Genomic DNA, 21,682 nt, shown 5'->3' with positions numbered 1-21,682 from the left:
CAAAACTGTTGCTAATTATCTGTTAATAGTTACTATGATTCTTTATTAATGATGTTTTAACAAACATCAGATCACCCATCAGCCACCAAAATGCGCCGCTCTACATGGATTTGAATTTGACTATAGCTGAACAAAATCCCATCAGGGGGCAGAATCCCCCATAAGACCAGTATTAAAGCAGCCTTGAAACCCCCCACCCCCTTTTAAAATTACCAGTTCGTCGAGTATGCTATGGCTATACCCTTTTCCCAGGAAATTAGCTTGGCCGGAAGACAAGGGGTTACTGAGTTCTACTTTCTGATATCTTCTTTGAGAAGTGGTGCAAAAGCTGAAAAAGTACCGCTGGCGATCGCCTTTTAGCTCTTAGCTCAGAGATTACCTCTGGGAGGATGTATGTCAGTCGATCAAATCATTACCTGAAACCAGTATTTCCCGACCAGACGTTTATAGAAGCAAACGTTTATAACTGAATCCAAGACTACCAACCAGATAATGCCAACAAAATTTGGTCATTACTGACTTTTCACCTATGGTATAAATAATTTATTTCATGAATACATCTATCTCAGTAGTTATCACCACCTTTAATAAAGCCCAGTACCTCGAACAATCAGTAAAGAGTGTACTAGCCCAAACCTTTTCCCCGGTTGAATGCATTATTGTCGATGACGGCTCTACTGATAATACCCGCAAAGTTGCTGATAAGTTAGTCCAGTACTACCCACAGATACAGTACTTTTATAAAGACAATGGAGGGGTATCATCTGCTCGTAATTTTGGCGCTGATAAAGCCACTGGAGAATGGATTCAATTCTTAGATGCTGATGATTGGATTCATGAAGATAAAATCAGATTCCAATTGAGCTGTTTAGAGGGAAATGGTGATAATGTAGTATTTTACTCCGACTATGAACGGGTCTATGTTGATCAAGACGAAAACATTATTGAAACTAAGCCTCATGTTGTTGGTGCTCTCACCAAAGAACAGCTAATCGAACGACTGCTAATCTGTCCAGATTTTCTTGCAGATTCTCCTTTTCCATTGTTACAGCAATCGATGCTGTTCAAGAAAAAACTTTTAGACCAGAGAAATTTTGAGACTCGCCTGAAAGCCTGTGAGGATCGAGAATGGGTATTGGAACTTCTGCAACGGAACGTCAAATTTGTCCATACTCCAATCATCGGAGCCTATTATAGAAAACACCGATTCAATCTCACCGATAATAGCTCACTGATGCGGGAGTCTTACATTAATTATTTTGAAATTGTCTTGAAAAATCACAAAAACTTAGTTATATTCTGCCAAAAAAGTATTAAGTATTTGATAGAAAAAAGTTTTGAAGAAAAAGACCAGGAAAGTTTTACTAGACTGGCTAAATTAGTGGAATTACCAGTGTATCTGCTCAATGGCAAAATTAAAGTTAATCATCGTTGGTTATTAAATTTACTCTATTCCATCAGAACGATAGTACCCAACTTTTTACTATACGAAAGATACCGAGGTCCTCGTTCTCGTAAACTTTTATCCATAATTAGTCATCGGTCTTAGCATAAACTTGGATAAACGTCACCTTCCATCAGATCAGCCTCAGGATAAATCCTAGAGAGTATCCTGATTAAATTCCTGATTAAATTCCTCCTGTCAACAGCAGCAACACTGTTTGAAATAGTCCCACCATCACTCCTAAAATACCCCCTAAATTCACAATAGCTTGTAATTCACTTTTTACTAAAGTCTGAATCGTGATTTCCATATCTTTTGGAGAAGTAGCGTTTACCCGTTCAACAATCACCTCATCAATAGATAAAATCGGAATCACTTCAGTCATAATTTTTTCCAAATCCTCCTCCAGGTAGCGCTCTATAACCAAGGCGAGTTCCTTGCTAATCATTGCCAAGGATGTAGTCATAATTGCTGACTCTCGGAGCCGATTAACAATTAACACAGACACCTTTTCCCAGTCAATAGATTGATTTAATCCTTGTATAAATCCAGCACCCCCCTCTTGAATATAAGCACGCACCGAATCCCGCATAGTTTTCCGTAGCTGTCTCACTGTTGACAAAGGCAGATTTTGCAATGAAACATTTTGCAACCATTCCCGCAAGCGATCGCGAGTTCCTAGAGCCACAATTAACTCTTCGATGCGAGCATTAGTCGCTTCTTTTTCGTCAAGGCAAAAGCTTCGCAGGCGGATCAAAGCATTGCGCAGACCAAATAAATTTGCCACTACCCAGTATGTCCCACTGGACTTTTCCCGAAAGTCTTCATCAATGATTTGAATGTTGCGGTCAGTTAGGAAATCAATAACTGCCTGTCGCAAAATATCTGGGGGGAGTACTACTTTTAATATCCACTCAGAAAGCTTCCGAGCTTGTTCTTGATCCAGTCGAAACTCCAATAAAATCTGGTCAAAAACATGATTAAGTTGGGCTTCTAGAAAATCCTTACGACGGGCTAATACTTTTAGCATACGTGGCAACGATTCCCCGATCAAGTCTCGGAGAATCCCAGCAAGAATATGAGCTGTTTTCTGTTGCTTATCCGACCGGACTTGATCTAGCGCTAAGTTTAATAGCCACAAGATCGCTGCTTCCACACGTTCAGTATGCAGCAGACGCTTTGCCAAACGCTGTAACTCTGTTGGCGTCAGCAAAGACCCCATAATAGTGTCAGCCACTCGCTTAGCCAGCCGTTCCTGGTTGCGGGGAATTAAACCTGGTGTAAAAGGTAGCTGACGCTTACCGAGGTAAATTGGTCTGTAGGGACGGAACAACATTTTTATGGCTAAATCATTGGTGAAATAGCCAATAATTCCCCCAGCTATAGGAGGAACAAACAACAAGAACAAGTTAAACAGATCCAAAACAAAAATCGAGTTGTGTAGAACTTAAAAAGCAGGTAATCTGCAAGTTTAAAGTATGATGGATAAAGTCAGAATTGTACAATAGTTATAGCATTTCTTAAATAGGTGAGGTACCCCGCCCTTGGGGGAGTAGGGAATAGGGAATAGGGAATAGGGAATAGGGAATAGGGAATAGGGAATAGGGAATAGGGAATAGGGAATAGGGAATAGGGAATAGGGAATAGGGAACAGCGAATAGGGAAAAAATCCTGTCTACCTCATTACTAGTAGAAGCGCTATATATGGCTGCGGTTCCTTAACAATTAGTAGGTTTGAGGATTAATTTAAAGATGCACCATCCCTCACCTTTATCCTTGCTGCCTTTACACTTACTATCTTCATCTTTTATACTTCAAGAATTTATTTCATGCCCAATATCTATTGTAGGCTTTTTTAAAAAGTGACATCCTCCCACACTAAACCCTAACGGGATATAATACACATTGCCGTTGATGGCACGGTTCGTTTTCTTTTTGTTTAAACCATGACTGAAGTACCACCAGGCTCTCCTGAAAGTCACCCTCAAACCAATTCAGAACAGATAAATGCTGAAGATTTATTAAACTTACTGCGGCGCAAAGAACGCAACTGGGTGGAGTGGGGTAAAGCCTGTCAGCAGCTACAAAAAGCTGGCTACAGTTCTCAGGTAATTTTTGAAGAAACTGGGTTTGAGCCAATTCAACAGAATCAAGTGATGGTGGCATCTCAGGTTTACACAAGTTTGATTACAGTTGGAGTGTCCGATCAAGTGCGATCGCGTTTTGAGAGTACTGGTAGCGATTCCCTGTACGAGTTGCGGATTCTCACCCAAGAAGAACGAGCTGCTGCTGCTGAATTTCTGGTTGCTAGAAACTTGAACTCCGAAGGAGCCCATGAAGTTGCCAAAGCACTCAAGACCTTTTCCCGCAGAAGCCGTCCACCCGAGGGATTCACCAATCATCCTGGTGATGCTGTTGCCTATCAGTATTGGAAACTTGCCAAACAACACAATGATTTGCAAGAACGTTCTCGTTTGATTGCCCGAGGCTTAATGTTTGCTCATACTCAACAAGCCCGGCAACAAATCGAAGAATTACTCACAGGAGCATTTGGTAGCACTCAGCGTCCAGCCCCCAGATTACCCATATACCGCCTCGAAGCTGAAGAAGATTTACCCCGCTTGCTTCCCGTAGTGGGATCCTTACCCCTGACAATAGCTGATCTCAACCAGGTTCCTAAAACTGACTATACCGGTGCTTTCAATATAGTTAAAGGGCTTCGAGAGCAGACGTTCGTGGCAGTACCCGGCTGGCAGGTAGTTTTGAAGGCACAAGATCCAGTGGTGATTTTGTGTAACAGTAATCAGCTGCCTATTCAACAGAATAACAAACCTGAAGAGATTTTGCTTATTATTGACCGCTCACAGCAGCAGTGGGATGGGGACAGCTACTTTTTGGTTGAAGAATCAGGACAGTTGGAGATTAAGTGGTTTCCAGATTCTCCTGATGTTAGTTTTTTGGGACGCCTCATCCTAGTATTACGACCGAAAAAAATTCTGGATGAAGCCTTGAGTCAAGATGTCTGGCAAATTGATGAGTAATTAGTCATTAGTTATTAAGTTAGTTAATTTCTGTTTTGTTGACTCTTTACTCTTGGCTGTTGACTCTTAAAAATTACCATCAACAAAACCCTTTTTATCAAAAGGCTCAGGTAGTTCGATTAGCCAGTACTGCATAGAATGGATCGCCTAAAGTGATCCCAAGCTGTAGCAGAAAAGTAGGAAGCGGCGATGGTCGAGCAACAACCTCAGGGGAACTAAATCCAGGAATAGACTGGTAATAGGTTTTCACTAACTCCACTCGACTTGTCTCGGTCCCATCTCGCCAGGACTGAATCGCCTTTTGAAAAAACATTCGGTTAGAAAAGCTAATAATTGCCATTCCCCCTGGTTTTAAGACGCGATGAATCTCAGCAAAAACTTTTTCCGGGTACTGAAGATACTGAACTGAAACAGCAATCAGTACAGCATCAAAGTCTTGGTCAGGCAATGGCAATTGCTGGTTTTGATTCAAGTCTTGGATAAAGTAGTGATTAAGTCTAGGATTTTTGACCAATTCTTCCAGATTCATCCCATGCCCCTCAACATGAGCAAACTCCATATCTTCTGGGAAGTGAGAAACCCAACTGCTCATGAGATCCAGGATTCGCGTGTTGGGTTGTAGTCGTTCCCGGTATAGGTTTACCAGCTGATCGATAAAGCCCTCATCGACATGAGTCACAAACCTTGGAAATGAATAGAATAGAGCATCATCGCTCTCATCCAATTTACTGCGTTGAAGGCGCTGGTCAATCATTGTATGAGCTAATATCTATCTTGTTAAGCTTGTTAAGAATATTATAAAGATTTATTAAGCTTATGGTAAGTATTTCATAGTTTGGTTTAGGACAAAGAATATTTTGAGCCGGTTAGAGAGGATTCTACAAAAAAAATAGGGAAGAGCATTGATATCTCTTCCCCATTGTTGATTTTGGTATTGATTTTGGTTGTCTTGATTTTGGTTTTGGAGTACTTTCGGACTTTCCGATACTTTTTAGCTACCAAAATCTACTTTGCAGATTTTAGCCCACTAATGCAAGCTGCTCTCGCAGCCAGGGGGTATCTCCCAAGGCCAAGATCGGTTTTGTTCCGCTCAAGGCGCATAAATCTGTGTTTAATAGAAAACGCAACCACTATCATTAAAGCTTTGGTTTTCGGCTTCAATTCAAGTTACAGAATGTTTTCTTTGACACTAGAAAACTAATCAAAGTCTAACATATTTTTGTAGATACTGCAAGATATTTGTAGAAAATCGTCAACAGTTGCTAGCCCCTTAGTTACAGTGGGCGGGGAGAGACTCGAACTCTCATGACCATAAGGCCGCCACATTTTGAGTGTGGTGCGTCTACCAATTTCGCCACCCGCCCGTTTGGGCATCTCCATTATTATAACTAATTAGCTGCTGATTTAACAAGGACTGATAAGATTGAGAACTTGCCCAACGGTCAATTTCTCGCGCCCGTAGTACAGGTAAGGGATGGCTCAGTTGAGAGATCTGCAATTGTTGGAGTACTTGACCCAGCTCAGTATCACCAGCGCTATCGTAAGCCCTAGCTTGAGCAATAAACGCATCTAGGTTCAGTTGTGGTGCCAGAGTTGGGGAACCACCAGCCAGTTTCATCAATACAGACATGACCACTCTCGGATTTTGAGTAGCCAGTAAAGCAGCGCGATCGCAACTAAATTCCGCACATCGTAGCCACTCTAACATCTTCTCCTGTATGCTTTGAGCAATGAGCATCCCCCAATTCGGAATTAAACTAGCAGCTAATACCATGATATTGAGCGGTGTCAGGTACACCCCATGTTCGCATTTGAGATGACCCAGTTCATGGGCAATAACTGCCTGAATTTCCTCTGGTGTCAGCAGATCAATTAAAGAGGTGTGCAAGACAATGAAAGGCTGCTTACCCCGCATAGCGAAGGTATAGGCATTGGGAGAGGGATTTTGCTGCACATAAAGTTGAGGCGGCTCTAAATCTAAAGTTGTGCAGGCATCTTCGAGTAGTTTATGAAGATGGGGCAGTTGATTTTGTCCCACCAAGACACTAGCAGAGATATTGTTCAGGTAAAAAAACTGTTCCGCTACAGGACCTAGTAAATTTCGCACCACCAAGTCTATCCCTGGCAACTGTTTCAGGGCTGTGGTTGCTTCCAAATCTAGGGGATGACGAAAATGATCTGCCTTCAGACCAAATAGTGATGTTTTAGTCATTAGCTGAAAATAATATGTTAGTCGTTAGTCATTAGTCATTACTTATTAGTCTAGGACTTCCCCAAAATCTCTGGCTCAAGCCTAATCTATTGTAGGGTTACAAGCCTTGCGCCCTAACTAGATATAGCGCTACCTATAAGCACCAACCTATATAGCGCCACTGCCTAATTCCTCTAGTCCTTGGTGGTGGTCTTGAACTGACAGACTTTCAACTAACAATCCCCTAAACGCTAAACGACTTACCACAGCCACAGCTTTGATTGGCATTGGGGTTGGTGAATTGGAATCCACCACCAATCATAGCATCGCTATAATCCAGTACCAGACCGTAGAGATAAAGCAGACTTTTTGGATCACAGATTATTTTGAAACCATCGTAGTCAAAGATTTCATCATTCTCCCGAATGTTACTAGGTTCTTCAAAATCCATCATGTAAGACAGTCCTGAACAGCCTCCCTGGCGAACACCAACTCGCAGGTAAAGGTCTTTTCCTTGGCTTTGTTGCAGGGCTAAAACATGCTTTAGGGCTTTGTCTGTCAGTTGAATACCTTTTTGCTGTGACTCAGTTGCTTGTGCCATTGCTTACTTGTGACTCCTAATTTTGGTTTGGTGTTAAGTTATTGTGCATCGTCAAGAAAGATAATTATCAGCCTCTAATCTTAGATGCACGCTTATACGCTCTCATCAAACTAGATGCTTCACAGCTTATACCTAAATCGGCTCTGCCAGTTCACAGTTTTGCTGTTTATCGATAATTATCTAATTGTCGTTAAATGGAAATTATTGGGGGTTTGAATCTTTATTGTAACGAGTCTTTAGGCTACCAGGCATTAATCATTCTACGTTGCATTATCAATCTAAGTTATGGTTTAACCTTCCACCGTGACTCAGATACTGGCTAATCTCTTCTTCACTAACTCGGTAACCACAGTTAAGGATCATCTTCTGTACTTGTTTGCTGCACTGCACCCCTTGCTCAGATATACCCAGACAGTTATAAACTTTTTTCAGTTGAGAGAATTCAAGCTTTTCATGGAACAAGCTCTCCCCCTGGCCAGGATGGGAGATTTCTTGCCAAAGTCTTAAGGCTTGTAAGTGATACGCTAAGGCATGGGGGTAATTTCCCAAGTGGTAGTGAACCGCTCCGATATAATCTAAGCTTCTGGTGTTACCATGAAGTGATTTACTCAGTTCCTGACCAATCTCCAAAGCTTGATGATAGAAATCCAATGCCCGTAGTTCCTCACCTAGTCGGAAGTAAACTGTGCCAATCCTCTCAAGAGTAGTTAACTTGCGACTAGAGTAACGAGAGGATGTTTTTTTTTCGTGAATGGTTAGGGCTTGCTCCAAGACAGCAAGAGCTTGACGGTATCTTCCAAGCTGGGTATAAGCTTCCCCTATATTTGCCAGTGCTCTGCCTTCGCCCTCAATTGAATTGCCTGAGTTTTGAAAAATCTTCATCGCTTGGCGAAAGCATCTCAGAGCCAGTACTGGTTGATGCCAGCTATTGTGAATTTCCCCTAGGTGATTAAGGATTTTAGCAATCTCTGAGTGAGCTTGAGTTTTTTGGAAAATCCTCAATGCTTTTAGATAAACCTTAAATGCCTTATCATCCTGGTTAGTCTGGGAATAAGCCATGCCGAGATGATGAAGAATGACCCCTAAACTCTTGGGTGAACCAACATCATTGGCCATTTGTAAACTTTGCTCGAGACACTTGATTCCCCAGGCATACTCTCCCAAACGGCAATGAACTAACCCAATGCGTTTGAGAGTATCAACTTGAGCAGCCAAATCTTCGTTAGTTTGACAAATTGCTAAGGTGTTTTGCAGTGTTTTTAGTATATTTTGTAACTGATTTTTGCGATACTTACGAGATTGAGGCTGGACAGGGTCATCTCCTGCAGTCTTGTTTTGGTGTTGATCGACTTCAGTTTCAACTAGATTCTGAACCAGATGTGCCATAGTAATATTGCTCCCTGATGTAGATGGAGGGGGGATGATGGAACCCAAGAAACTTGAGTAGCCCATCTCCATTGCTCATTTTCAGCAGTTATGTCTCTGTTTTACCTCGGTTACCAGAGATAAGATTCCTCACAACTTGCTGTATATTCCTAAATATATTTTTCAGTAAGTTAAGGAAATTATTGAGCTATTTATAAAAATTAACATCAGTAGCCTATGCACACTAATCTCGAAGAACCTAGTTGCCGTCATACATACTAGCTTCTTTCCCGATCTCCCCGTTAGGCAGTTGCCGAGGATGCGCTTCTTGAAGCAAACTCACTCTCAAAATCTGTCCGGAGAAGGGTCACACCTACTCGAATAAGGAAGTAGTAGATGCACCCTGATCACCGCCCCCAGCTTTTACAGGTTGGGGGTTTCCTGATTTTTTTACCTATTCCTCTGTGGTTCAGTCTTTTGAGCACTAACCACTTATTTTCCTCGAAGAGTAGTAATTTCTTTAAGCCTCAGCTAAGACAAATAAACTCCCGCAGCTGCTCTAGATAAACCCCTGGAGCCTCCAACATTGGAAAGTGAGCTGTATCAGGAATTTCAACATACTTCACGTTTTGACTTAATTGTGAAGCTCTACGCCCTAGTGCTGAAGGAATAATTTTGTCGTATTCACCAGAAACTAGCAGGGTTGGCACCTTTAACTGAGCGAACTTATTAGGCATTACCTCAGCCGCATACTTACTAACCGCAGTCAGCATTGTTCCCAAAGCTGCCTCATAATCTGCCATTAGGTAATCTGCCAAAAAAACCCGGCTCACTGCCCTAGGTAGGGGATGGTGCAAAAATCGCATCATGAACACGGTACCGGCCAAGGGAATATTTAACAACCAACCGGGGCGGAACTTAACTACTAACTCACCAACTTTGTGAAAAGCGGTGAAGGATTTCTCGTCATAATCAAAAATACCGCTATTATTCAAAATTGCCTGCTCAACCCGCCCAGGATAACGATTGAGAAACATCGTAGCAGCAGATGCCCCTAGGGAATGAGCATTGATATAGATACGATCAAGTCCCAGGGTATCTAACAACACCACTAAATCTTCAGCATAGTCCTCCATCTCATAGGTCAAGTTTGTCCCCTGTTGGGGTAATTTTGACCTACCAAACCCCCTTAGGTCATATAGGAGGCAGTCAAAGGTATTGGATAGAGCTTTAGCGGTACTTTCCCAGTAGCGAGACGAGCCACACCAGCCATGGATAAAGACCATCACAGGTTTATTTCCAGAAGCTGTTGACTTCTTTACCCATTCATAGTAGTGTTCTACACCCCGAATTTGAATGTAAGGCATTTTTCGACCTTTGTCCTTTGTTAATTAACAATTAACAATTAACAATTAACAATTAACAATTAACAATTAACAATTAACAATTAACAATTAACAATTAACAATTAACAATTAACAATTAACAATTAACAATTAACAATTAACAATTAACAATTAACAATTAACAATTAACAATTAACAATCAACAACCAATAAATTTGATTTTGACCAATGACAAATTACTACTATGCTGATTCCGGCTTTGGCAATGAAGAAGGATGAACCAATAGTTCAGCAGTTGAACGCTTCTCTACCATTTCCCTAGTGATTGTACAGCGAGTGACATCCTTACGAGAAGGCAACTCGTACATCACTTCCAGCATCAATTCTTCCACAATGCCCCTTAACGCCCTAGCACCAGTTTTACGACGGTAAGCTTCCTGGGCCAACGCTCGAATTGCATCTGGCATAAACTCCAAGTTAACATTGTCCATCTTCAGCAGCTTTATATACTGTTTTACCAGTGCATTCTTGGGTTCTGTCAAAATTGCCATCAGGGCTTCTTCATCCAGGGGTTCAATGACCGCTACCATTGGTATCCGACCAATGAACTCAGGAATCATGCCGAATTTCACCAAGTCATCTGGCTGCAAGTGTCGCAGAATATCCGCTGTGCGCTTTTCCTTCGACTGATTCTCTCCAGGCTGAATAAATCCCATGGAACGCTTGCCTAGGCGTTGCTCAACCACCTTATCCAAACCAACAAACGCACCACCGCAAATAAACAGAATATTGCTGGTGTCAATTTGAATGCAGTCTTGATAAGGATGTTTGCGTCCACCTTGAGGGGGCACATTAGCAATGGTGCCTTCTAGCATTTTCAGTAATGCTTGCTGGACTCCTTCCCCAGAAACATCCCTGGTAATGGAGGGATTTTCACTCTTGCGGGCTACCTTATCGATTTCATCGATATAGATAATCCCTCGCTGGGCTTCCTCTACATCCAGATCTGCCACTTGCAATAGTCGCAGTAAGATGTTTTCTACATCTTCCCCAACATAACCAGCTTCTGTCAGGGTTGTGGCATCTGCCACAGCAAAAGGCACATCTAATATTTTGGCTAAGGTTTGGGCGAGTAATGTTTTACCACAACCAGTAGGACCAATTAGAAGAATGTTGGACTTTTGTAGCTCTATGCCATCATCCATTATTCCCTGACCCTGACCCTGAGCTTTAGATTGGAGCAAGCTTAGGCGCTTGTAGTGGTTGTACACAGCAACTGACAGAACTTTTTTGGCTTCCTCCTGACCAATCACATGGTCATCTAGATACCGTTTAATTTCCCTGGGTTTGGGAATCTGATTCATAGAAATGCGGTTAGCACGGGGACGACGTTTCTTGGCAGGTTCTGGTCGAGGAGCAGGCTGGGGAGCAGGCGCACCGGAATCGAGTAACTCCTCATCTAAAATTTCATTACATAAATCAACACACTCATCACAAATATAGACTCCGGGGCCAGCAATTAATTTGCGTACTTGCTCTTGAGACTTACCGCAGAAGGAACATTTTAGATGGGAGTCGTATTTAGACATAAGAAGCCTCTTTCTAAATAGAAGCGACAGCTGCTTCCTGGTTAGGAAGATTCTGCCGGGAGATCACCTGGTCAATTAAACCATAGTCTTTAGCTTCCGCCGCTGACATGAAAAAGTCGCGTTCGGTATCTTCGGCAATTTGAGCCACCGGTTTACCGGTGTGATTAGCCAGTAATTCGTTAAGGGTTTGCTTGTGGTATAGAATTTCCTTAGCTTGAATTTCTATATCCACCGCTTGTCCCTGAGCACCGCCAAGGGGCTGGTGAATCATAATCCGAGAATTGGGCAATGCCATCCGCTTACCAGCAGCTCCCCCTGCTAGGAGAAATGCGCCCATACTAGCAGCTAAGCCATAGCATATGGTAACCACATCTGGGCGCACTTGCTGCATAGTATCATATATTGCCATCCCTGCAGTTACCGAGCCACCTGGGGAGTTGATATACAATTGGATATCCTTTTCCTCGTCTTCAGCTTCTAGGTATAACAGCTGGGCAACAATTGAGTCAGCTACCACATCATCGACCTGGGTGCCCAAAAACACAATGCGTTCTCGCAGCAGCCGCGAATAAATGTCAAATGCCCGTTCTCCCATTCCAGACTGCTCTACCACCATTGGTACAACACTACTGGAGGTGATTTGGTATTTATCTATAGAACTTAAGCTGGTGATTGAGCAATGAGGGGACACAGATTGCAGCATAGATTGCAGCATAGGATACAATTTGCCAAGACCTCTCGATTTATTAATAAAGGTGCTATCTAACAAGGGCACGAATAGGCATAAAGTCAAAGTCTCTATAGAAACTATTATGCCTTAACTGTTTGCTTGTTGGTGCAAGAGTTGACGGTTAGAGAGTTGAGGCTTATCTATAAGCCTAAGCTGTTGAGGATCTAGTGTTGAAAAGCGATCTAAGCTGAGCCTTGGGTTTCAGTCTCAGAATTCTAAAAGTTAAATCCGTAACACCTTAGCCACTCGCTACCAAGTCCCCTGGGAAGATCACCAACAAGACCAACCCTAGGATTTACTCAGAAACTGGTTCAGCTGGTACTTCAATAGTCTGGGAAGCCGCATCGGTTGTTTCTAGTTCAGTTACTGTAACAGCCGTGTCTTCTGCTTCAGTTTCTTCTTCGGTGATGGTTCCTTTGGGAACCAGCTCTATAGTACCGTGATCTTCTAACCATTTAATGGCTTTGAGTTTGAGCAAATCCGACTCGACAAATTCCCGCAGGCGATCCGGATCTACCTCTTGACCAGCCAACTGCTTCATCAATTCTTGACTTTTCGCTTCTATTTCCGAATCTTCAAGGGTTAGGGATTCACGTTTAGCTACTTCCTTAAGAGCTAGGGATTGTCGGAGGCTTTGGATAGCATCAGGACGTGATCGCTCTCGCAGCTGTGGTAGATTCTCTTCAGTAAACAGCCTTTTAACATCCATGCCCAACTGTTGCATCTGGATTGCTGTTTGGGTCAAAATTGTTTGGAGTTCCTGGTCAATTAGCGTTTCAGGCAAGTCAACTTCAACCTTTTCCAGGAGCGCGTTGATTAAAGCCTCCTCCTTGCTGGCTTGCGTTTCTTGATCAGCTTTTTCCTGAAACTCCTGCTGTAAATATTCCCGTAACTCTGCCAAGGTTTCCTTATCACTAACTTCTTGAGCGAAGTCATCATCTAACTCTGGCAGCTCTTTTTCCTTGATTTCTTTTAGGGTGATGCTAAAGACCGACGACTTGCCAGCTAAATCTTCTAGGGGGTAATCTTCAGGAAACGTCACTGCTACTTCTTTATTCTGATCAGGATTCATACCAACAATCCCTTGAAGAATGTCCTCTAGGAACTTGCCTTCCCCAAGTTCAATTTCAAAATCCTTAGCTTCACCGTTAGGTATTACTGAGCCTTCATCCTCTTCGCTATCACTAGTAAATCGACCGACATAATCCACCACGACCACATCTCCCATCTGGGCTGGGCGTGATTCCACTGGTACTAGGGTAGCCTGATCAACACGCCGTTGTTCGAGAAAATTATCGACGGCATCCGGTTCAACCTTAGTTTCCTCAGCTTTCACACTTAAGCCATTGTATTCCCCTAAATTGACCACTGGTGGCACATCCACCGATGCGGTGAAGGTTAGGGGTTCTCCTGGTTTGAACTGGCTGAGCAAATCTTCTAAGGTAGAGGTTAAATTATAGTTTCCTAGTGCCTCAATTTGGGCTTGCTCAATCGCCTGCTTTAGACTACTGTCGAGCAACTCTTCGATGGCAGCAGCTTTTACCTGTTGGGAACCAAGACGTTGTAGCAAAACCTGACGGGGTACCTTCCCTGGCCGAAACCCAGGAATTCTGGCTGTGCGGGAAAGGTTCTGTAAAACCTTTTCATAGGCTTGTTTGGTCGTTTCAGCCGGAATTTCAATTTCCAGAGCAACCTGGCTAGCGGGAAGTTTTTCCTGAGTTACTTTCATTGACGCTTGGGTGTGAAGAGTTAATTGTTTAATTAGTTGGGACAATGGATAGTCAACCTGGCTTAATCAAAGATTCCACCTGGGGACTCCTATATTACTTTAGGTGTTGCCTGCTTGGACCAACAAAATTCACCAAAAAGATTTACATTGTTTCAGCCAAGGTATTTATCCACATGCACTAGTTGCCCTAGCCGACGCTTTGCCATCAAGGGGTTTGGCAACAAAGTCCCTTTGACTAATTTCTCAAGGGGTTTGACTCAAAACCCCGATCTCCAAAGGAGTAGAGGGTAAAACTAACCGTTATCAAGTATCGATACACATGGACAACCTCTACCTCCGATGGAACTAGACAGGAGCATCGAAAGCAATTAAGCAATTATGGTATGCTGATCCTAACAACCAGTTAAGCGTGAAGCACATCTACCAGTTCCTTTCTGGCAGTAGAGACTATATATAGGTGGTTACTACAGCCTTTATGCAAGCTCTTGTCGATCAGAGCTTTTCAAGTCTACCTAACACGCCAGTCGATGACTCTGGCCTGGGCTTAATAGGGCAGTGTAAGTGATTACACTCGATCTAATTGATAAGTTTATTAATATGTGGGCATTCCAGGCATTTTATTAAGACGCCAAGGGGCTATAGCGAACAGGGTGAGGGCAAGAATCAATAAGGAGGCATTATTATCAACAATATTGATGATAAAAAAGTGCAATAGTAATGAGAATCAAGGCTTATTCTGGTCATAATCCTTGCCATATATCACATTTTGGCTCAATGGTGATGGCGCTTACCCTGCTAGACCGAAGCGTTATCAGAGGTGAAATACCTAGTAAGGGAAAAAAAATTTAGATACTCTTAAAGAATGCACTGATTAAATTATTAAAACATTAAGTATGTTGAATTGAATGAGTGGAGGAAAGTCATTTGTCTAGTCAAGTTCGCGTTGCCATCTTAGGCGCAACTGGTGCTGTAGGTGAAGAACTACGGTTACTCTTGCAAAGCCGAAACTTCCCACTGGCTGACCTTAAGCTGTTAGCCTCACCCCGCTCTGCTGGTCGTGTCATCCCCTTTCAGGGAGAAAAGTTACGAGTCGAAGCGGTGGGAGAGCACTCTTTTGATCAGGTAGATTTGGTCTTAGCATCAGCTGGGGGGGCAACGTCGAAAGCTTGGGCAGCTATTGCTGTAGAAAGTGGTGCAGTGGTCATTGATAACTCCAGTGCCTTTCGGATGGATCCACAAGTACCTCTAGTGATTCCGGAAATCAATCCAGAGGCAGCGGCAAATCATCAAGGAATTATTGCCAATCCCAATTGCACTACGATTTTAATGGGTATGGCAGTATGGCCATTACATCAGGTACAGCCAGTAAAACGCATAGTGGTAGCTACTTATCAATCCGCTAGTGGTGCTGGAATGAAAGCAATGGAAGAATTAAAATTACAGACTCAGGCAATTTTGAAAGGAGAAACGCCACCAACAGAAAGCTTTCCTTATCCTCTGGCATTTAACTTGTTCCCCCACAACTCCCCCTTAAATGAGCAGGGGTACTGCCAGGAAGAAATGAAGATGGTCCATGAAACCCGCAAAATATTTAATGCTCCACAGTTAAAAATTAGTGCTACCTGTGTACGGGTTCCCGTACTGCGTGCTCACTCAGAAGCAGTTAGCCTAGAATTCGACCAACCTATGCCAGTAGCTCAGGCAAGAGAAGTATTAGCCACTGCCCCTGGAGTAAAACTAGTGGAAGATTGGCAGGCGAACTACTTCCCTATGCCTATTGATGCGTCCGGTAATGACGAAGTACTAGTGGGTAGGATTCGACAAGACCTTTCTCACCCTTGTGGTCTAGAAATTTGGTTGAGTGGAGACCAGATTCGTAAGGGTGCTGCCTTGAATGCAGTGCAAATTGCTGAGTTATTGGTAGCCAAAAATTGGCTAAAGACCTTAGTACCAAGTCCTTAGTCCTTTTTAGAAGCGCAAAAAGTATTCTGGAACAGCAAGCTTTACCAAAGAGCAATGACTAATGAATAATGGCTAATGAGCAATGACCAATAATTAATGAGGAGTTAGAAAAGGGTGGTCAATTTTGGACGTGTGCTAACGGCGATGATTACGCCGTTAAGGGAAGATAGCAGCGTCAATTATGCTGTGGCAGAGCACTTAGCAGCTCATTTGGTTGAGAATGGGACAGATACTTTGGTGGTATGCGGCACCACTGGGGAGTCTCCTACCCTTACCTGGGATGAAGAGTACCAGCTATTCCAAGTAGTCCAAAAAGCAGTTGCAGGTAAAGCCAAGGTAATTGCTGGAACGGGTTCAAATTCTACAGAAGAAGCGATCGCTGCTACTGAAAAAGCTGCTAAACTAGGGTTAGATGGATCATTACAAGTTGTACCGTATTACAATAAGCCGCCACAGTCAGGACTATACCAACATTTCCAAGCGATCGCAAAATCGAGTCCTGACTTTCCCCTGATGCTCTACAATGTACCGGGTCGCACAGGACAAAATCTCCAACCGGAGACGATTGCTCGTTTAGCCCAAATTCCTAATATCGTAGCTGTCAAAGAGGCTAGTAGCGACTTCGAACAGACTAGTCAAATTAGGCGTTTAACCCCACCGGATTTTGCCATCTATTCTGGCGATGACTCCTTTACCCTAGCCACCCTGGCACTAGGAGGATCAGGTGTAGTTAGCGTAGCCAGTCATCTGGTTGGTTCCCAAATCCAACAGATGATTCAAGCTTTTGAGGATGGGAAAACTACCGAGGCGACTCTTATTCACCTCAAGCTTTTTCCCTTATTTAAAGTACTCTTTTGTACTACCAATCCTATCCCGATCAAAACAGCACTAGAACTTCAAGGTTGGCAGGTGGGTAGTTTTCGCTCACCGCTTTGCGAGCTACCCTCTGAATTAAAATCCCGTTTAAAGGAGGTTCTAATTGAGCTGGATTTAATTTAAATCAGTACTCATTTTTTTGTACCAATTACCTTTCATCAGATCTATTTCATCAGATCTATCTTCGCTTTGTAAGGTAGAAAAAATGAATGACTGCTTAGGGAAGACTATATTAGGGATTTTGAGGTAGATTAGCGAGCTATTAATAGTTGATTTAAGTTGGGCTTCCTTTATCCCTAATTTTTTTCTATTATTTTAATTTATATTATTTTATTTCCTATTATTTTCACGTTTATTTGCTACTAATGATTTTATCATAAAAAGCTCACCATCATTCATGGCTTTATATGTGTGATTGATATCTATATTAAAAAGGTAATTGGTATCATTTGTTTAAATTTTTACTAGCCTGAAAAAACCGAGGATTAAAATGACTAAGCAAACATCTAAACCAGCTTTAAAAATTATTCCCCTAGGCGGACTCCATGAAATTGGCAAGAACACTTGTGTTTTTGAATTCAATGACGAAATCCTGCTCTTAGATGCTGGGATTGGCTTCCCTAATGATGAGATGCATGGAATTAATATCGTCCTCCCCGATATGACCTATTTACGGGAAAATCAGCACAAAATCAAGGGCATGATTGTCACTCACGGTCATGAAGACCATATTGGTGGCATTCCCTATCATTTAAAGCAATTTGATATTCCCGTGATTTATGGACCCCGCTTAGCCATGGCATTACTTCAAGGCAAGCTAGAAGAAGCTGGTGTAGCTGACCACACAGAATTGAAACGTGTAATGCCCCGTGAAACGGTACGTATCGGTTCTTCATTCCTTGTAGAATTTATTCGCAACACTCACTCGATTGCTGATAGCTTTACCATTGCCATTCGTACGCCAGTAGGTGTGATTATCCATACAGGTGATTTCAAAGTTGACCATACCCCTGTGGATGGAGAATTCTTCGATTTCCAAAGACTAGCGGAACATGGGGAAAAAGGGGTATTGTGCTTGATGAGTGACTCGACTAACGCCGAAGTTCCTGGACATACTCCATCTGAACGTTCGGTTTATCCGAATCTAGAACGAGCCATTGCCCAAGCACCAGGACGAGTCCTAGTGACTACCTTTGCCTCCTCAGTTCACCGGATAAGTATAGTCCTGGATATCGCCCAAAAACAAAACCGGAAGGTGGCAATTGTGGGTCGTTCCATGCTGAATGTGATTGCCCACGCTCGTAGCCTGGGTTACATTAAATGCCCAGATAACTTGTTTGAGCCCTTAAAAGCTGTTAAAAATATAGCACCAGAAAAAATTCTGATTCTGACAACGGGTTCTCAAGGTGAACCGCTAGCCGCAATGACTCGCATTTCTAAAGGGGAACACCGGGAAATTCAAATCCAAGCAGGGGACACAGTGGTCTTCTCTGCCAACCCTATTCCTGGTAATACAATTGCGGTGGTGAATACCATTGATCGGTTAATGAAGCTGGGAGCCAATGTTGTATATGGTCGTAAGCATGGCATTCATGTTTCTGGTCACGGGGCTCAGGAAGACCATAAACTGATGTTGGCTCTAACACGACCAAAATTCTTTATGCCGGTGCATGGTGAACATCGAATGCTAGTTCAACATGCCAAGATGGCTCATACTATGGGTATCCCTGTGGAAAATACTGTGATTACCGATAATGGGGATGTGGTGGAGTTATCTGAGGAAAGCATTAGTATTACAGGTAACGTCCCCTCAGGTATTGAACTGGTAGACCGCACTGGTATTGTTCATGACAATGTTTTGAAAGAACGTCAGCAGTTGGCTGGAGATGGAGTAGTGACTGTAGCTGCCGCACTCAGTTGGGATGGCAAACTCCTTGCCAAGCCAGAAATTCATCTTCGGGGTGTGGTCTCACCGTTAGAAACATCCCTCCTGCAACAGTTGGTGATCAAAAGAATTGAACGGACATTAAGTGATCGCTGGTCAGATTTTGATAAATCCTTGACAGGCAAACCGACGGAAATTGATTGGGAAGGCTTGCAAAAGCAAATTCAAGCTGACCTCCAGCGTTTAGCTCGCCGGGAACTCAGGAGTCGTCCGCTGGTGGTGTTCTTGCTGCAAACCCCAGAGGAACCACCAGTTAAGGTCACAGGTACGCGACGTCGGCGCTCTACTGCCAAGGTGGCATCATAAGCAGAAGGGTGAAGGTTCGCCCTTGGCGTCCTTTTTGCCTTCTTTTCGTACTTAATTCCCAAAAAGACTGACTTCAACACTCAGGAAACCACTAAATGTTGAAGTCAGTCTTTTTTTTTATGACATTAGAGCCACTGATGAGTTATTTTAATAGCAATGATGAGTTATTCTAATCAGTGTGATTACTCAATCCCTATTGCCAAATTGCCAAAGATCCGTAAGACTTACCAAGCTTGGTCATTACGGATCTTGGCAGCATATCAGTAGATGCAGTTAATTACACAGATAAGCTAGTCTCACAGATAAGCTAGTACACACTCAACTGATCTATTGGAATTGATCACAGCTTGTTGGCAGTTGATGCTTAACCCTTAACAGTCAACTATGCTTTAAGCTTGCTGCTTTCAAAGCTACCCTTGCCAGCTATCAGCTCTGATGCCCCTGTAGCGAAGGAGCTGACGCTGGAGTACTAAACCAAAAGCTCAGTTTATGTCCCTCGGAACTATCGCGCACCAATGGCTCCAATTGAGTAGCGTAAATGGGTATTAGCTTACCTGGTTTACACTAACTGCTATCTATAGGATTTTTCCTAACCTAGTCATGTTTGTGTCGATTGACTATATATATTTAATTCGATTTTAAGATCAGCTGCTGATATCCAGCGGCGAAAAGACCCTATTCCAATAGTGATAGGGTAAGGACAAAAAAAAGGCGGTATGCCTGTAATAACCATCAAGATCGGCTCTCCTCAGGCAGAGGGGGGGTGTTATCTTGCTCTGGCAAGATATACATAAAAATGATCCTCTGTCAATCCGGTATGAGAAAGATATCTTGTGTAGTTATATTACAGGCGACTGGATTACCGCCTACTAGTAGTATCACAGGTAAAAGACATGAGTGTATCTGATTATACAATAAGTAAGCTAATCATTACAAGTCGGGTTTGGATTAACCCAGGAACAGATTCCTCCAAGGTTACAATTCCTGCCTTACCCGGCAAGACCAGGAAGACTTTTGATCTGCTGGAGCCATTACGGGAGTGGCTGAACCAAATTGAGGTTGATAACCCCAAATTCGCCCACCGTCTCTGCCGACTAATTCCAGCCCAGTGTCCTTTTGAACGGCAGATTAAACTGTTCAATCGCACTCTACTTCGGATTCCACCATTGTGTAAACTCAATCCTGTCTATGATGAAGTGGTAGCCCTGCGCTTCCGAGCACTGTCTTATCTGGCCGATGAATGTGGTGAAGATATCACCTGTTACTGCTAAAATTCCGAAACGAGAATTTTAGCTGCGGGCGTCGGGAAACCGTGCCTATTAGAAAACATCATGGCCATTATTGCCCTAAAAGCCTGGTATCTCCAGAAATACGAACCCATCAAAGAATTGGAGAAACGCCACCATGACCTGCGTTTAAGCAAAAATAGTTTGCTTAAGTCAGGCTTAAGAGCAGATTTTTTGGATGATAGCCAGGATGTGAAAAACTCTGAATGGTTTAAGCGTTACCTAGCAGGGGAAACAGTCGAGTTTTACATAGAAGGTAGTGGGGGCTATGCCATTTCCAATATTGACTTGATTTCTCACGAGATTTACTTCACGAAGCGAGAGGTAATGGCACAACTGTCGCCAATAATCTTTGTGAGTTACCAGACTGAATACAGTGCCTCTAGTGAGGCTTTGCGTAGCACCCTGTCAGATACCCTAGATACCTTTAATCAGCGATCGCGTTTACCCTTAACCCTAGAAGAATCCCGACGCCCAATTGGTGAACCAATGCGCCTGGGGAGTACCCAGATGCGCAAAATCCGCAAAAGTCTAGTGTTCATTGCTGATGGCACCCCGGTGGCTGGTCTAGCAACGGAAAACAAACCGTTACTGATCCCTAGTCCCTATGTTTGTGTCGAAATCGGCTATGCTTTAACGGCTAAGCCGACGGAACAGATTTTGCTGATGAAGATGGAACGACCAGATTTACCAGGACAGTTCCCTTTTGATCTGCCTAGCTACCAGCAGCTGATCTGGCAAAATCCACAGGAACTGCGCCAAATGTTGCCAACGGTGATGGAAAATTTGTTGAAACGGTTTAATTTATCAACCTAAGTAGTCTGTGAATGTCAAGCAAGACTGGTGGATAAAGGACAAAGGACGTGTAAGGGGATTTGGTGTATTGGGAATCTCTTTGACCTTTGTCCTTTGACTTTTTGCCTTCCCCTTCAAGGTCGCTGATAATAGTTGGGATGGATTAAGGAGAATTTTCTATGCCAAGAACCCCAGACGAGTACGCTGTTCACATTCTTTTGTCAAGTGGTCACCGGGAAGAAGTACGGTTTGCCACAATTAAAGAGTTTCAAAAGTGGTATAGCGGCGAACTTATCCCAAAATCTAACTCTGAAGACTTCATTAGCGTACCCATTAAAAATGTTCAAGGGGAGTACATGGTTGTACGTCCTGCTCGTATCACTGCTATGCGGGTGGAACCTATTTTCTCTGGTAGCGTCGAACGTTTTTAATACAGCTTGACTGCTTTGACTGGGCAATAGCTGGTGATTGAATTC

The 21,682-nt window shown here is 43.0% G+C and carries 18 protein-coding genes and 1 tRNA gene; 9 read left to right on the top strand and 10 right to left on the bottom strand.

What is annotated here, in order from left to right; all coding sequences use genetic code 11:
- Window positions 1-231 precede the first annotated feature (231 nt).
- Both F6K46_RS20560 and F6K46_RS20555 read left to right on the top strand, forming a co-directional pair.
- Window positions 232-360, top strand: a complete 129-nt coding sequence (locus F6K46_RS20560; protein WP_293062377.1) for a hypothetical protein — start codon at window positions 232-234, stop codon at window positions 358-360.
- Window positions 361-550: 190 nt separating this feature from the next.
- Window positions 551-1,549 (top strand): glycosyltransferase, encoded by a 999-nt coding sequence (locus tag F6K46_RS20555; RefSeq protein WP_293062379.1) that lies wholly within the window; start codon window positions 551-553, stop codon window positions 1,547-1,549.
- Window positions 1,550-1,628: 79 nt separating this feature from the next.
- On the opposite strand, the gene F6K46_RS20550 is transcribed toward F6K46_RS20555, so the two are convergent.
- Window positions 1,629-2,867, bottom strand: a complete 1,239-nt coding sequence (locus F6K46_RS20550) for a DUF445 family protein (protein ID WP_293062381.1) — start codon at window positions 2,865-2,867, stop codon at window positions 1,629-1,631.
- Window positions 2,868-3,390: 523 nt separating this feature from the next.
- Between F6K46_RS20550 and F6K46_RS20545 the strand changes: the two genes are divergently transcribed.
- The gene (locus F6K46_RS20545) at window positions 3,391-4,485 is read left to right on the top strand and encodes a RuBisCO accumulation factor 1 (protein ID WP_293062383.1); all 1,095 of its coding nucleotides are present in this window, start codon (window positions 3,391-3,393) and stop codon (window positions 4,483-4,485) included.
- Between the two features lie 106 nt (window positions 4,486-4,591).
- On the opposite strand, the gene F6K46_RS20540 is transcribed toward F6K46_RS20545, so the two are convergent.
- The 9 genes from F6K46_RS20540 to tig all read right to left on the bottom strand — a co-directional run bounded on the left by F6K46_RS20540 (window position 4,592) and on the right by tig (window position 14,036).
- Entirely contained in the window at window positions 4,592-5,239 is a 648-nt protein-coding gene (locus F6K46_RS20540; RefSeq protein WP_293062385.1) for a class I SAM-dependent methyltransferase, read from the bottom strand.
- Between the two features lie 526 nt (window positions 5,240-5,765).
- A tRNA-Leu gene (locus tag F6K46_RS20535) sits at window positions 5,766-5,849 on the bottom strand.
- On the bottom strand, window positions 5,828-6,697 hold the full coding sequence (locus F6K46_RS20530; protein ID WP_075902074.1) for a M48 family metallopeptidase: 870 nt from the start codon (window positions 6,695-6,697) through the stop codon (window positions 5,828-5,830). The genes F6K46_RS20535 and F6K46_RS20530 overlap by 22 nt, the downstream gene beginning before the upstream one ends.
- A gap of 223 nt (window positions 6,698-6,920) precedes the next feature.
- Window positions 6,921-7,277, bottom strand: a complete 357-nt coding sequence (locus tag F6K46_RS20525) for an iron-sulfur cluster assembly accessory protein (RefSeq protein WP_070394331.1) — start codon at window positions 7,275-7,277, stop codon at window positions 6,921-6,923.
- A 273-nt stretch (window positions 7,278-7,550) separates the two neighbouring features.
- Complete coding sequence (locus F6K46_RS20520) at window positions 7,551-8,663, bottom strand: tetratricopeptide repeat protein (RefSeq protein WP_293062388.1); 1,113 nt, start codon at window positions 8,661-8,663, stop codon at window positions 7,551-7,553.
- Window positions 8,664-9,169: 506 nt separating this feature from the next.
- On the bottom strand, window positions 9,170-10,009 hold the full coding sequence (locus tag F6K46_RS20515) for an alpha/beta hydrolase (RefSeq protein WP_293062390.1): 840 nt from the start codon (window positions 10,007-10,009) through the stop codon (window positions 9,170-9,172).
- A gap of 221 nt (window positions 10,010-10,230) precedes the next feature.
- Window positions 10,231-11,577 (bottom strand): ATP-dependent protease ATP-binding subunit ClpX, encoded by a 1,347-nt coding sequence (gene clpX, locus F6K46_RS20510; protein ID WP_293062392.1) that lies wholly within the window; start codon window positions 11,575-11,577, stop codon window positions 10,231-10,233.
- Between the two features lie 13 nt (window positions 11,578-11,590).
- Window positions 11,591-12,280 carry an ATP-dependent Clp endopeptidase proteolytic subunit ClpP gene (clpP, locus tag F6K46_RS20505; protein ID WP_070396835.1) on the bottom strand — a complete coding sequence of 230 codons (690 nt, stop codon included), beginning with the start codon at window positions 12,278-12,280 and terminating at the stop codon, window positions 11,591-11,593.
- Between the two features lie 322 nt (window positions 12,281-12,602).
- Complete coding sequence (tig, locus tag F6K46_RS20500) at window positions 12,603-14,036, bottom strand: trigger factor (protein WP_075902070.1); 1,434 nt, start codon at window positions 14,034-14,036, stop codon at window positions 12,603-12,605.
- 924 nt (window positions 14,037-14,960) lie between these two features.
- Between tig and F6K46_RS20495 the strand changes: the two genes are divergently transcribed.
- From F6K46_RS20495 to F6K46_RS20470, 6 genes are all read left to right on the top strand, one after another.
- Window positions 14,961-15,998, top strand: coding sequence for an aspartate-semialdehyde dehydrogenase (locus tag F6K46_RS20495; RefSeq protein WP_293062395.1), 1,038 nt, complete (start codon window positions 14,961-14,963; stop codon window positions 15,996-15,998).
- Window positions 15,999-16,112: 114 nt separating this feature from the next.
- Window positions 16,113-16,997 carry a 4-hydroxy-tetrahydrodipicolinate synthase gene (gene dapA, locus F6K46_RS20490; RefSeq protein ID WP_293062397.1) on the top strand — a complete coding sequence of 295 codons (885 nt, stop codon included), beginning with the start codon at window positions 16,113-16,115 and terminating at the stop codon, window positions 16,995-16,997.
- A 367-nt stretch (window positions 16,998-17,364) separates the two neighbouring features.
- On the top strand, window positions 17,365-19,125 hold the full coding sequence (locus F6K46_RS20485) for a ribonuclease J (RefSeq protein ID WP_293062399.1): 1,761 nt from the start codon (window positions 17,365-17,367) through the stop codon (window positions 19,123-19,125).
- 893 nt (window positions 19,126-20,018) lie between these two features.
- Entirely contained in the window at window positions 20,019-20,396 is a 378-nt protein-coding gene (locus F6K46_RS20480; protein WP_075902062.1) for a Mo-dependent nitrogenase C-terminal domain-containing protein, read from the top strand.
- Between the two features lie 60 nt (window positions 20,397-20,456).
- The gene (locus F6K46_RS20475) at window positions 20,457-21,227 is read left to right on the top strand and encodes a hypothetical protein (RefSeq protein WP_075902060.1); all 771 of its coding nucleotides are present in this window, start codon (window positions 20,457-20,459) and stop codon (window positions 21,225-21,227) included.
- 158 nt (window positions 21,228-21,385) lie between these two features.
- Entirely contained in the window at window positions 21,386-21,637 is a 252-nt protein-coding gene (locus tag F6K46_RS20470; protein WP_075902058.1) for a hypothetical protein, read from the top strand.
- Window positions 21,638-21,682: the final 45 nt, after the last annotated feature.

Source organism: Moorena sp. SIO3E8, assembly GCF_010692445.1.
Lineage (GTDB): Bacteria > Cyanobacteriota > Cyanobacteriia > Cyanobacteriales > Coleofasciculaceae > Moorena > Moorena bouillonii.
Note: the sequence above shows the minus strand (reverse complement) of the source record. Positions and strands in the feature narration are given on the sequence as shown.